At 50.7% G+C, this 13,394-nt stretch carries 7 protein-coding genes; 2 read left to right on the top strand and 5 right to left on the bottom strand.

The window, feature by feature from the left end; all coding sequences use genetic code 11:
• Nucleotides 1-3: 3 nt before the first annotated feature.
• Both H6F59_RS12005 and H6F59_RS12000 read right to left on the bottom strand, forming a co-directional pair.
• Complete coding sequence (locus tag H6F59_RS12005) at nt 4-5,082, bottom strand: RecQ family ATP-dependent DNA helicase (protein ID WP_190699451.1); 5,079 nt, start codon at nt 5,080-5,082, stop codon at nt 4-6.
• A 137-nt stretch (nt 5,083-5,219) separates the two neighbouring features.
• Entirely contained in the window at nt 5,220-6,095 is an 876-nt protein-coding gene (locus H6F59_RS12000; RefSeq protein WP_190699448.1) for a GNAT family N-acetyltransferase, read from the bottom strand.
• Between the two features lie 221 nt (nt 6,096-6,316).
• Here H6F59_RS12000 and H6F59_RS11995 point away from each other — a divergent pair, with 221 nt between their 5' ends.
• A complete protein-coding gene (locus tag H6F59_RS11995) occupies nt 6,317-7,345 on the top strand; it encodes an AAA family ATPase (RefSeq protein ID WP_190699445.1) in 1,029 nt (342 codons plus the stop codon).
• Between the two features lie 8 nt (nt 7,346-7,353).
• Nucleotides 7,354-9,840: a S8 family peptidase gene (locus H6F59_RS11990; protein ID WP_190699442.1), complete on the top strand. Its 2,487-nt coding sequence runs from the start codon at nt 7,354-7,356 to the stop codon at nt 9,838-9,840.
• 99 nt (nt 9,841-9,939) lie between these two features.
• Here H6F59_RS11990 and H6F59_RS11985 read toward each other — a convergent pair whose 3' ends face one another.
• From H6F59_RS11985 to H6F59_RS11975, 3 genes are all read right to left on the bottom strand, one after another.
• Nucleotides 9,940-10,380, bottom strand: coding sequence for a hypothetical protein (locus tag H6F59_RS11985; RefSeq protein WP_190699439.1), 441 nt, complete (start codon nt 10,378-10,380; stop codon nt 9,940-9,942).
• Nucleotides 10,367-11,263: a ParA family protein gene (locus tag H6F59_RS11980; RefSeq protein WP_190699436.1), complete on the bottom strand. Its 897-nt coding sequence runs from the start codon at nt 11,261-11,263 to the stop codon at nt 10,367-10,369. The genes H6F59_RS11985 and H6F59_RS11980 overlap by 14 nt, the downstream gene beginning before the upstream one ends.
• Before the next feature lie 757 nt (nt 11,264-12,020).
• Nucleotides 12,021-13,262 carry a hypothetical protein gene (locus tag H6F59_RS11975; RefSeq protein WP_190699433.1) on the bottom strand — a complete coding sequence of 414 codons (1,242 nt, stop codon included), beginning with the start codon at nt 13,260-13,262 and terminating at the stop codon, nt 12,021-12,023.
• Nucleotides 13,263-13,394 lie beyond the last annotated feature (132 nt).

Raw genomic sequence — 13,394 nt, 5'->3', positions numbered from 1 at the left:
CAATTACCGATAAATGCGTATTTGTGGGATAACGACATAGTGATCTTCTAAAATCTCGTCAGAGTCTTCAGCGGTTTTGACAAAACGGTATATAAATCGGACTTGCACTTCTCCAGAATGAAAATGGAACTGATCTGGATTAAGTCCTTTATCTATGAGAAGTTTATTGCAATCTTTAGACAATGAGCCAATTTCAATTAGGTCTTTGGTCAGAATGTTCCAGCCATTGCGATAGCGATTACGCCTTAGATTTAGTAAATCACCTTCGCGCATCTTTTCGATGATGTTCTGCTGTTTTCGCGTTGCTGAATACCCTAAATTAATATCTCCAATGGCCTTAGGCTTGCTAGGAACAAAGTCAAAATAATGAATTCGGCCAGGCAGCACAACCGAATCCATGCGCTCAATTTTTGGCTCAATTGAGGTTTCTTTCAAAAACTGCACAGATCTAGTGCTGCACAAGATCAGCTCTTCCTTAGCGCGGGTTGTGGCAACATAAAACAGCCGCCTTTCATCCTCAAGCTGATGCTCAGCCTCAGAAAATTTGTCAGTCAGCAAGATCACCTTCGAGAATTCCAGCCCCTTCGCCCCATGGCAACTGGTGACTAAAATAGCGTCTTCATCGGTGAGGGAGTTGTTGGGGCTTTCGCTGAATTCATAGATAGATGTGGCAATTTCCTCAGTAGTAATGGGCGTTGCCAGATCTTCGGAACCGTACCCTCGCTCTTTATCTAAGTCATCGGCTATTTTCAGTAGGGTCTTAACGGTTGGCTCTGTAAGGCTGCGCCCCTTGCGCTCAAAGAAATTTTGAAACCGTTGTCGCACTGACTCAGCCTCAGTTAGGGTTAGGGTTGGATTTGCTTGCAGCTGCTTCAAAAGCTGATGGGTCACCGAATGGCGAATCAGCTTAACGTCGCGCCCCTTTAGGGCATAGGTAGGAATGCCCGCTAACCGCTCCAGCAGGGCTCTGATTTCGCTGAGCTGATCCCATTCCTTAGCCAAGATGGCAATTTCGTTTGGCAGTGTGCCCTGGTCTAGCCACTGGCGCACCTGCTTGGTGACCCAAATTGCCTGGGCTGTTAGCGTAGCAAACAGCCGTGCTTTCACCGGCTCTCCTACTTGCCCAATTCTGGCACTATCAATACAGACCTGCTCTTCTGGCGTTTGCTTACAGCGGTAGCGGTTGTTTTGAATCACCCGATTGCCTACGGCAATGATGGATTCTGTTGAGCGATAGTTCTCCGTCAGCAAAAACTGTTTAGCCTGGTATTCAGCCTTAAACTGGAGGATGAATTTGGCGTCTGCTCCGCGAAAGCCGTAAATATTTTGATCGTCGTCGCCAATCACACAGAGGTTGATTTGCACCGACTGGCTTTGGTCTTCTTTGTCGTCTAATCCTGAAATCAGCCGGATCAGGCGATACTCCTGCTCGGTCACATCCTGGTACTCATCCACAAAAATGTGCTCGGTGTTCCCCAAAAGCCGGATACGGCGGAGCTGGATGTCATCATCGTCGTCCTCTCGGCTCTCCAGCAGGTCGCAGGCATCCTTCAGTAAGTTGTCGAATCGTTTTTCGATGTCTTGGCGCTTGTGGGTCGGGGTAGTAGTCTCTTCAAGCGTGCGACCCAGTAGAGCTAGGGCCAAGCCGTGGAAAGTGTAGACCCGCAGTCGAGAGGCTAGGTTGCCGATTAGATCCTGCAATCGCAGGCGCAGTTCTCGCACGGCATTGCGGTTGTAGGCCAGCACCACGATGCGATCGGGAGCCACCCGCTTTACCTTAATCAGGTAGGCAATGCGATGAACGATGGTGCGGGTCTTCCCTGAGCCAGGGCCAGCAATGACCGAGATTGCAGCAGAGTCTGCTTCTACAATCACCTTTTGGGAGGCATTAAGCGGCCCCATAATGGCGTCGTAGTCGGCCTGGGTAACCGGGCGCTGACTCAGACCAGGGTAGGCCGCCGTGAAGTCTTCGCGGGTGAGGGTAAAGTAGTCGTCTACGAGCTGATGACGTGCTTGGTCATTCTCTGCCAGCTCGCCGTACTTCGCCATCAGGTGAGTCTTGCAGGCCTGTTCTTTGTAGTGCTCTTCTAGGGTTGGGTAACGGCTGTAGATCGTTTTGAGGTTGGCCCCTTTGAAGACTCTCACCTTTAGGGCCTGGTGGAACAGGGTAAGCCCATCCGTCAACCGCACAATTTCTCGCTCATGGAGCCAGATCAGCGTGCGCCGGAGCTGCTGGGCCTCTATTTCTGTCGGGATAGAGCGCTCGCACACCGTCTCCAACAGCGTCTCAAAGTCGCACTGCACCACTAATCGAGCCCCGGTCTTGGTCTCTAGGGTGTTGTCAATTTCGGCATACAGGGCGTCTAGCAACTTGGTGCAGAGCTTTTGGTGGCGAGGCAGCCAGCCGATCACCTGCGATAGAGGGCCAGAGTCTGCATGGGGAGTGCTGATCTGTATCAGCCCCCCGCTGAGTCGTTTTAGTCTGACCCAGCCCAGCGCTTGCCATCCTTCTAGCAGGGTAGTCAGGTTGGTATCTCTGAGCTTTTGGCTGCGATCGGCATCTAGAAAGGTAGCCAGTTTGCGGGGGTTAACCACATGGCTAGGTTTGTCGCCCACCTTATCGGCCAAATAGCTCAGGAGCTGTTCTTCTAGGGTGCAGTAGCGCCCATAGGTGAGTTTGGCATCGCCTTTTACGGCTTTAGTCACCAACAGCGTTAGCGGCAGCTGAGAGGTACAAACCCCGGCCCGTTGCAGTTCTCGAATGCGAGCAGGCAACTCCAGCACTGGAATGCCCGCCTCATCGCTGAGACGCTCTAACGATATTCGTTCGCCTTCTTGCTGGTGCTGCTGTTGTACCAAATACATGCTGTAGATCAGCCGCTCGAAAGACTTGATCTCACCCTGTTTAAGTCCTTTTTGGCGGCTATAGGTTAGAAACATCTGCCAAGACTGAGCTGAGGTAGACTGCTTCAGATGAAACTGCACCACCGTAGACAAATTCTCAGCCCGCTCGATCAACCCAAAATCTTCCAGGTGGTGCAGGGCCACCCGCATTTTGGTTTCTCGCTGGTCGTCGTCGGTGGCAAAGCGGTCATCCAGGTCGCTGGTTTGGTAGATCTCGTCGGTGGTGACCCAGAACCAGTCTTCTGTAACGGTGCCAGAAGGATTTAGGCGATCGCGCACCCCCCGCAGTGCCGCAAAGATATTTCTTAAGTCAGTGGTAGACAGATGATTCAGACTCTTCAAAAAGAAAAGCATCTCTAAATCTTGCGGGTCAAACAGCAGCACGCAGTTGGCGGGGTCACCATCTCGACCGGCTCGGCCCGCTTCTTGGATGTAGCCTTCCAGGCTGCCGCTAGGGGTGTTGTGAACGACAGCTCGTACATCTTTGCGGTTAATGCCCATACCAAAGGCACAGGTGGCCGTCACCACGTTTAGATCGCCATTCTTAAAGGCATTGAGCAGCTCGCTCTTTTTCTCTTTGGGCACTTTGCCGTGGTAGTGCTGGGCCTGAATATCGTGCCGCTGAAGCATGGTGGCCAAACGCTCGGCATCGCGGCGCAGGGCGGTGTAGACCAGGGCGCAGCCCCCCTGGTCAAGCGCCCGCTGCACGGCTTCCACAATGAGCGGGTCTTTATTGCCGTTGACCGGGAGCACTTGGTAGTTGAGGTTGTCGCGATGAATGCCCGCCGCAATTTGGCGGTGGACGGTGAGTGACTGCTGCTGAAAAAGCTGGCAGATATCGTCACGTACCTGGGCAGTAGCGGTGGCCGTGAGCAGAGCTAGAGCGGGTAGAGGGCGGCCCAGGGCATCGTAGAGATCGTGAATGAACTTGGGAATGTAGCGGTAGTCGGGACGGAAGTCTTGCCCCCACTGGCTGACGCAGTGGACCTCATCAATTACCCATAGGGCAGGCGGACGCTCTCGTAAAAGGTTACGGATGCTGACGGAGCGGAGCTGTTCTGGGCTGATGTAGAGCAGGCCTTTTTGGCCATTGCGTAGAGCTTCTAGCCGTTCGGCCCGCACCGCTGCTGGTAAGTTGCCGTTGATGAAGGTAGCGAAGTCGAGCCCTTGAGATTCTAGATCTACCACCTGGTCTTCCATCAAGGCCTGGAGGGGTGAAATGCAGACCGTTAGCCCCCACTGGCAGCGGTAATACATCAGGGCGGGTAGTTGGTAGCAGAGGGATTTGCCGCCCCCAGTGGGCATCAGAATCAGCGGGTTTTGTTGGGCGATAATGGCCTGAACGGCTTCTTCTTGAACGCCTCGAAAGCTTAGAATGTCAAAGGCTTCTAGGAATGGTTGATAGGTAAACCCCGCTGGCGTAACTGGGAACAGCTGATCTAAGGTGTCTTGAAACTGGGGCAGATGGTTGAGCCAGGCCGAGGGAGCTTGCTTGGACTGGTGCTGGTTGCGCTCAAAGTTCCAGACCAGTAGGGCAGCGATGATGAAACGACGGTCGAAGTCGGCCTCGCGCTGCAGAATGCCCCAGATGTAGTCAAGAGCGTCAGACGAGAGGGCCGTGAGAACGTTCGGGGATAGAGCGCTCAGGGCTGGGGGCGCTTCAGGAAGCCAGCCTAGGGGCTCAAACAAGCTGCGGTAGGCGGCATCGGCGGTGGTTTCTCCGTGGGTGAGCAGCCAGGTGTAGAGCTGTCTTACGGACGCTGGGTGTTGGCCCAGGTTTTTCAGGCATTGTTCGAGCAGTAGGCGGGTGGCTCTGACATCTTCGAGGGGGTCGTTGCTGGCGTAGTCGCTGAGCTTGTAGTCTTTTTGCAGCCGATGGGAGGGCTCTAGGGCAAAGGCCAGCAGCGAGAGTTCTAGGGTATCGATGATTTGTAAAGGGTCTAGCTCAGGCCATTGACGGGTGAGGTGAACCTGGTCAAAGCGGCGGAAGTTGTGGCCGCAGAGGGTGCCCTGGGTCTGGAGCGCGTGAATGAGCTGGCTGTGAACATCCTGCGCTTGTTCTTGAGAGGCCTGAAAGGTATGGGCAGACGACAGCAGACCGTAGCTGAAGATCTGGCCTTTTAAGTCCACCTCCAGATCTAAGTAAATATAGCTGTCTAGGATGTCGCTCAGCTCCATACCAATTCCTGCTTCAGAACCTGAGAAGCTTGAATGGTGCTTCTAACGTCCCCATGGTACCCAGGAGCTGAAGTGCCGATGACACTTGATTTTGAGTCTTCTTCAAGACCTGAGACTATCTGAAGCGAAGAACAAGCTCATTGCTCGCCCAAACGTTTTTCGTAAAGTTTGTAGACGCTGGTGTCAGAAAATCCATAGCCACCCGTTTTTAGAAGAGTGGCCAAGGTTTCGGACTGGGGCAGGAACCCGCCTATGGCCTTGCAACCCAGTGAGTGGGCCAGATGTCGCATGTCATTTAATGCTGTTTGAACTCCAGAGGTTGTGCCGCCTAGCCAGCCAATCCAGAGGGTGCCGTCGGGGGTTTCCATTTGGCTGCGGATGAACAGTCCGACGAGGGTATCGCCCTCGAAGCTGCCCCAGACCCAGCCTTGAGCTAGGCGCTGGGCGAGGTTAGCTGGGGTGAGGGTTTGCCATTTTGCGCCACGAGCGACAAGGAGCAGATCCCACTCCTCAGCTATAAAGCAGTTAATAGCGGCCCAGGCGCGATCGCAGTCATCTACCCCCAGCAACCGTAGGGCCGTAGGTACACCCTCGCTGGCTGTAGCGCTGTAGACGGCGTAGTCCCCCAAGGGGCTGAAGCCCTGGTGCTGCATGAAGGGATGCATTGAGGCATTGGTGACGCTGACGCAGGTGCGGAGGGTGGTGAGGCCCAGGGATTGGGCTAGGGACAGGGCCGCCTGGGTAAGCTGGTGGCCAATACTCTGACGGCGAAAGGTGCGATCGACCCGCAGCGCTTCCCACCAGCCTTCGGTGTCAGAGAGTTGCACGAGGCGGGTCATGCCGACAGGCTGGCCATCGCGGTCGGCGACCAGAATGTGGCCTGTAGGGGCGGCGAACCAAACATCCCATACATCGGGGATATAGTCGGTTTCGTCATCCCAGGTGTGCTGGCAAAAGTCGAGGATCGGTGCTTTGTCGCTCGGTTGGGCCGGGCGAATATGGTCTTTTGTCATCGCTTTGGTTGGAGAATTGCTGATGGATGCGTAGCGAAGTTCATCGGGCAGAAAACTCCCGAACCTATGGGATATTAGGCTGTCAAGGTTGTTATACCCTCAACTCTTGCGGCTAGATAACTGTTTGTGCTGAGAGGGACACAACTCAGTAGGATTAAGGCGTAGTCTCCAACGCAGGCCCTAATAGAGATGGGAGCCTTGCCCAATTTGCTGATTCCTCCATGGCACGAGCGGATGTCCTCAAAAAGCTGTTGCTAACCTACCAAAGGCGGGACGATCGCGCCTTTCGGGAGGTTGTGGCGCTGATTATTGAGGAGGAGCGGCGGAAGCATCACTCGGTCTTGGCCAACGAGCTAGAGCAAATTATCAACAATGGGCAAGGCGAAGTCCCCGCTCGCAATGGGTTTACCGCTTTTGACCGTCCCCCAGTTGACGCTGATAAGGGGGTACCGCTGCTGGAGGTACGGCATCCTGACCGTTATTTCGATGACTTGGTGCTAGAGCCTGCCATTACCAAGCTGCTGGAGCGGGTAGTGTACGAGTTCCGGTCTTGGGAGGTATTGGAGGCGAACGGGCTGAGCCCTACCCGGCGGGTGCTGTTTTGTGGCCCCTCTGGCTGTGGCAAGACGGTGGCAGCCGAGGCGATCGCATCTGAACTAGGCCTACCCATGCTCTATGTTCGCTTTGACGCGGTGGTATCGTCGCTGCTGGGGGAAACAGCCTCGAACCTGCGTAAGGTGTTTGACTACGCCCAGCGGGGGCAGTGGGTGATGTTTTTTGATGAGTTTGATGCCATTGGCCGATCGCGGGATGACCCAACGGAGCATGGCGAAATTAAGCGGGTGGTCAACTCGTTTTTGCAGATTTTGGATAACTTTAAGGGGCGATCGCTAGTGATTGCCGCAACCAATTTTGAACGGGCCATTGACCCGGCGATTTGGCGGCGGTTTGACGATATGGTGCGGTTTGAGAAGCCCTCCTCAGATCAGCTCAGGCGGCTGCTTGAAAAGCGGCTGAAGCCTGCTCAGTTCACTACGACTCAGGTTAAAGAGCTGGTCGCTGGTCTAGAAAATGCAACCTATGCCGATGCTGAGCGGGTCTGCCTCGATATCCGCAAGCTGGGTACCCTAGAGGGGCGGCGCAAGGTAGAGCCGCAGGATATTTCTGACGCCTTAGAGCGCTACGCCTATCGTCAGAGCATTTTTGAGCGATCGGTCGGCGATGCTGTGCCGATGGTGGATAAGGAGTAAGAGGTTTCATGCCAATTGAACGGGGTGATGGGCAGTTTTCACACATTCGGTTTCAGCGTGTTCCCAATTTTCAGCCTGATCGTCGTCGTCGTCCTTTTACGCCACGTAGGCCACCATCTCCAAGCGATCGAACCTCCCATGCCCAGTCCGTCAGCTTTGGCTTTTCCCAGGCCAGTGAGCAGGTAACTGAAACCCGCCAGCGTATTGGCATTGACCCTAATCGTCTGTTTGTGCTGGAGTTTAGCAGCCTCAATCTGGATATTCGAGACGCCATTGAGCGCTATCAGGCCTGGATTGTGGATGAATACGACGAGCGCGATGGAGATGACCGAAATTATCGATTTCTGATCCAGTTCCCCACAGAGACTTCTCGTCAGCTTTTCGTAAGGGATTTGCAGCTCTACCGAGAGGAGTCTGATAGCACTGAGACTTTGCCTCCTGGGATGCGTCGAGATTTCTTTGATGCCTTACAAATGCCCATCCGTACCCCATCTAGGGAAGAGCGGATGGGCATTCGATTAAGGCAAGAGGGGCTGCCTGAACAAGACCTGTTTTATCTAGATGTGGATTTTTGGCACCCGCCTACTCAAGCGGAAACCCGAGAGTTGAGGGATGCAATTCGGGGACTCTGTGAGCGCCTGGGCGGTAGACGGATCGAGGAGGTGCAAACCTCAAGCCTGCTGCTGGCCAAGATTCAGGCGAACCGGCGGCTGGCAGAGGCTCTGCTAGATCTAGACCTGGTTGCTCGGGTCGATCTACCTCCTCGACTAGCCCCAGCCTACTCGGCTGTTTTCAATACTGACTCGCCCCTGACGCTGCCCATGCCCAGTGACGATGACCCCATGGTCTGCGTGGTGGATAGTGGCGTGCTGTCGGGTCATCCGTTTTTGGTCAACTGGGTGATTGAAGAGCGAGACTTTGGCACTGGGGAAGATACCCCCACCGACCTCAATGGGCATGGCACTTCGGTGGCGGGCCTGGTGGTCTACGGGCGAGTAGCCGATTGCTTGGAGTCACAAACCTGGCAACCTCAGGTCAAAATCTGTAGTGCCAAGGTGCTGCTTAACGATGCCTTTGGCACTCCGGTATTTCCAGACGATCGCCGGGTAGAGGCCATTACTGAGGAAGCAATTCGTTACTTTGCGGCAGAGCGGCAGTGTAAAATCTTCAACCTTTCCGTGGGCATTTCCTACGAGGTTTATGGAGACGGACGGCAGTTTGCCTGGGCCGAGAAGCTCGATGAGCTAACCAGGGAGCTGGATGTGGTGATTGTGGTGTCGTCTGGCAATCACTCTGACCCGCCAATGCCAGAGGAGGGGTTGACCCGTGAGCAGTTTCAGGCCGCTGTGAGGGATCAACTGATCTCTGACCCAGCTCAGCGGCTGTGTAACCCGGCAACGGCGGCGCTGGCTCTAACGGTGGGGGCGATCGCCAGTTCAGATGCTTTGGGGTGTGAGGATACAGACGGTGGGGTCAGGCTACGAGATGCGTTTGCGGCGGCCCCTGCGAATGCGCCGCCGCCTTTTACTCGGGTTGGGCCAGGGTATGCTAGCAGTGCCAGTTACCCGCCAGTCAAGCCGGATCTGGTGGGTCATGGCGGCAACTATGCCCTGCAAACCATTGCTGGGGGAGCACCGAGATGGAATCGCCTGACTGTAAATTTGGGTGAGCCTACGCTTTGCTTAGAGAATAACGGGCAGTTTGTCAGCAGCCAGGTAGGGACTTCGTTTGCTGCGCCCCATGTAGCCCATGCGGCGGCGATGGCGATGGCCAGTTTGACAGCTACCCTGGGACGGCAGCCTTCGGCTAATCTAATTCGGGCTTTGGTGGGGAGCAGTGCCGCTACGCCTAATTGCCCTGAGGGATGGCTAGGAGGGGAGGATGAGAAGCTGCGGCTGGTAGGCTACGGTCTGTGTAATGTGAATGAGCTGATTTGGTCGCGACAGAATGCGGTGCGGCTGATTGCCATGGATGTGCTGGAGGAGGATAAGCTGCATGTCTACCGGGTACCGATTCCGGATGTATTTATGACAACGAGGGGGCGGCGGGGCATTTCGGTGGCGCTGGCCTATGACCCGCCAGTGCGGGCAAGTCGTCGGGAGTATTTGGCGAGAACGCTACAGGTTGAGGTGTTGCAGGGGCTAACCACGAATGAGGTTGAGACTTACCGGGCTAAGCAGGATAACCAGGGTGATTTGAGCTTGCCTGCGAGAGCAAAGCTTGATTTGAGGCCGCCGCGAGAGCGTTTGCAGTGGTCTACGCTGCAAGTGAGGCATAGAAGCTGGCCTCGGAAGCAGTTTCCTGTAGCAGAGGGGGAATCTGAGCCTGCGGTGCATGTGGTGGTGCGGTGCCAGCAGCGATTTCCAACGGATGACTTACCCCAGGGGTATGGCTTAGTGGCGACGTTTTGGCATGAGTCCCAGCAAGTTGAGCTTTATCAGGCGTTGCGGAATCGGATTACAGTTGAGCCCACTAAAATTCGAGTCCGAGGGTAAAAGTTAGGAAAAACTCATTTAAGAAAAGTGGTAATGAATATTGAATCCCAATTTATACCTGTTTAATGGGTGTGGATAAGGTAGGTCGTTACTCACTGATTAATTTAGCTCGAATTGATCCTCTTTATCGTTTCCAGGAACTGATACAGAGTTCTCCTTTAGAAAAGACGAGCCCTGATAAAGAGTTTTTTGAATGTAGTCGACAATTTTATCAACTGTCTCCTCCTTACTTAATTTTTTGGAGAGGTTTTTAAGACCCTCTTGTTTGGCAATCTGAACTAAATCTGCTTCATCCTGTTCTAGAAGGTAATTCTTAAGCTGTTCAGAACTGTGACTACTTAGATAATCAACAGCGTTAAATTTGATCTTTTTCCGTCGTCTACTAGTCTTTCCAAAACCGCCGGAATCGCCAAGGCTAAGAACTTCATCAAGCTGAGTTAAAAATTCCGAATCCTGTTCGGCATACTTGACAATAACATCGACTATACTAAGCAGTCTGGCCCGCAGCTCCTCGACACCTTGCGACTTATTGTCCGGCATATTCCATCAGCTCCTCTGTTAGTTTCATGACGTACTGGTAGAGATACTGACCACCAGACTGACTATTGCCATACTTTTTCTTAAAAGTAGTATGACTAGAATCATGAAAATTGACAGCCTCAGCTGTAGCATTGGCCTGAGGTATTATTGTCCTAAAAACCGGGGCCAGAGGTAAGTTAAGAGCACGAAATATTTCTTTGAAGCGAGGTTCCAGAGTTTGTTTTCCTCGTTGATGAGCTGTTGAAATAGAGATATATTTAGTGATTACTAAGCCTAGGCAGCAAATCTTTATATTTCTATCTTGTGAGAATTGATGAATGGTTTTTATGATTTGAGGAATGCCATAAGTTGAAAGAGAATCGGGAATAGTTGGAATCAAAAAATAATCACTGATTTCAATGCCGTTACGAGTGATAGTTCCGAGGTTGGGTGGGCAGTCTATCAATACATAGTCATAGTCCAAAAGCACATCTTTTAGGCATAGCTTAATTACTTCATATGGTGCAAGAGCATAGTTGGTTTTCTGGGCCACATCAGAAATTCGGTCTTGAATGTCAATAAGCCGAATGCTGGAAGAGAGTAAATGAAGATCTTCCATCCCTTCTAAGTTTGAAGCATTCCTTTGAATTGCCTTTTCGAGATTAAAAGTATGTTTATGTTCAAGCTTATCCTCGAAAAGATGGAAGATGGTTTGTCCCTGACGGTCTAAGTGTTCCCACTTTTCTTCCCCAATAAGAGCAACAGTGGCATTCGTCTGAGGATCGAGATCGATGACAAGAACTTTTTGGCCAAACTCAGACACTAGGCACTCAGCTAATTGAACAGTAGTCGTAGTTTTGCCGACGCCACCCTTCAAATTAATAAGACTAATAACTTTAGTCATATTCACCTTACATTCACTATTTTCTATACAAGGCCTACAATTGGAAATTTAAGGCTAGAGCAACTTTAGTTGCCCATAATTTTGTCTATCCTTCTTCGTTGAGGCACTCTTCCTTTTAGCCTTACGCTTAGTTTTCCCTTTTTTCCTATTGTATAAACCTTGGGCGGCTTCTTCAGCGTAGCGGTGGTGTTTGAGAGCAATTCAGCAATATAGAATATTAAGCAAGTGAGTCGTTGAGGTAATAGGGAGCAGGACACTATGTGATTGCTACAATTCCGTTGTTACTCAGTGTCAAAAGACGGTCTCAGAAATCCTTTAACAAATAATTGGTTGTACAAGGAGGCTATTCTCAGTAAATTGCAGAGGGGAAAGCATTGCTAGCCTGAATCAGCTTGCCGCAGAGTCAATAGTGGTAATTGTCTCGCTAAGAGCTTGGTGGCCCGGGCTTGAAAAGGGCTTAAAGCCTTTTAATCATGGTGTAATAAGGCTACACAGCAGGGACAAGATGGGCTCAAACCCGACTTCTTTAGTGGTGTCTAAGGCTCCTCCTAGATAACTAAAGCGGTACAACTAATGCTCACGAGTGAGCCGCTCTACGAAAAACTAGGTGCGGGAGTTGAGGTCTTGCCAAGCTAGAAACAGGGTTTTCAAGTCAGTTCCTTGTGCAAACGCAGCAGACCAAATCTATTATCTAGCCGGAAGACAGGACAAAACTGTACTAACTTGAAAATTCAAGAAAGGATTTTTTTTGAATGCCTCAATGAGAACAGTTATACTCAAAATAATCGAGCAGATCTTTTAACTCTTGATGATCTTCAGGAAAATCATATACTCTAGAATCGGAATCTCTAAAATTATAATACTGAGTCTCACAGTAGCCAAAAATATAGTCAATTAACCGCCTTTCAGCCTCAGGAAAGCAGTACAGTTCACAAAACTCGCGTATCCTCTCCCAGCAGAATATTACTTCATCCAGGAGATCAGATACTTCCGAGTAGAAATGCCTTTTCTCCACTGAAAGTAGTTCATAAATATATCCTATATGTGTTGACTCAAAGATCTGACAGTCTGTCTTCAAATATTTCTTGCTGGTTTTCTCGACTTCACACTTATTTTCTAGTTCGGTAAACTTGGCTTTCCAGTCATCAACTTTCAATCCAAGTGATTCATTTGTGGATTCAAGAGTGCCAATCTCTAGAATTTTACTGGCCACTGTGAACTCCAAATCTCTGACTTTAGTTTCTAGCGATTTGACAGTAAACTCTAATGTGAATATTTTTTTCTGATCAATAGTTGATCGTTGAAGTTGCTGTTTTAAGTTTGTTATTTTTACATCTTTGCTGTCTATCTGAATCGTTAAAGTATCGACCATTCCCTGGAGCAATGTTTTTGATTGCCGTACATCACTATTTTCTCTTTGCAAAATTCTTATTTTTTCACTTGATTCTTGCTGAAAAGCTTGAAGCTCCTCGTCTAAATCTCTATTTGCCTTAAGTAAATCCTCCCCATCCACACCGATTCCTTGACCACCGCTAAATGAGACTGCTGCATCCACCAACCTTAACAACCTCATTCTTTCTATAAAGAGGAATTCAATGGTTTGGCTCATGCTTTGATATATTTCAAACTCAAGATTTATGTAATCTGTTGTGCCGCCGGAGAGTTCCTCAATAAGTGCTTTCCGGGCTTTCTCTAAATCTTCTATCTTTTCTTTTAAGTAAGTGTTTTGCAGTTTGGTTTTTGCACTGTCAACTTGAGTTTTTTCAACGTATTGGCTAATTTCTTCCAGTGTCGTTGAAACTGAATTTCTAAATTTCTCTACGTCGGATGGATACAAGCTATTAGCTAAATGAATTGTTAGGCGCAAATACCTTGTCCGTAGGCCCTTGATAGCATCCTCTATTGCTGTGAATATCAAAGGAATCAGAAATAATCCAAGAGCTAGGATGCCAAGAAAAAACCAGACGGATAAATGCCAAGAAGTAGAGGAATTTTCCATGACCAGAAAATAGAGAGAACCTATAATTAGACTCTGTGATCACGTTGTCAATGAGTGCTTAATGTAGTTTTCCCTTTCACGTCTTGAGCTAACACGAAATTAGCTTATAGAACTCGGCAAAATCGGGAATTG

The sequence above is a fragment of the Nodosilinea sp. FACHB-141 genome (genome assembly GCF_014696135.1).
Classification (GTDB): Bacteria; Cyanobacteriota; Cyanobacteriia; order Phormidesmidales; family Phormidesmidaceae; genus Nodosilinea.
The sequence above is the reverse complement of the archived record's forward strand: the minus strand, read 5'-3'. Positions and strand labels throughout refer to the sequence as shown.

Excerpts from the sequence above, each read along its gene's own strand:
- H6F59_RS12000 (WP_190699448.1), bottom strand. The coding sequence starts at position 6,095 with ATGACAAAAGACCATATTCGCCCGGCCCAACCGAGCGACAAAGCACCG.
- H6F59_RS11980 (WP_190699436.1), bottom strand. The coding sequence starts at position 11,263 with ATGACTAAAGTTATTAGTCTTATTAATTTGAAGGGTGGCGTCGGCAAA.
- H6F59_RS11975 (WP_190699433.1), bottom strand. The coding sequence starts at position 13,262 with ATGGAAAATTCCTCTACTTCTTGGCATTTATCCGTCTGGTTTTTTCTT.
- H6F59_RS11985 (WP_190699439.1), bottom strand. The coding sequence starts at position 10,380 with ATGCCGGACAATAAGTCGCAAGGTGTCGAGGAGCTGCGGGCCAGACTG.
- H6F59_RS11995 (WP_190699445.1), top strand. The coding sequence starts at position 6,317 with ATGGCACGAGCGGATGTCCTCAAAAAGCTGTTGCTAACCTACCAAAGG.
- H6F59_RS12005 (WP_190699451.1), bottom strand. The coding sequence starts at position 5,082 with ATGGAGCTGAGCGACATCCTAGACAGCTATATTTACTTAGATCTGGAG.
- H6F59_RS11990 (WP_190699442.1), top strand. The coding sequence starts at position 7,354 with ATGCCAATTGAACGGGGTGATGGGCAGTTTTCACACATTCGGTTTCAG.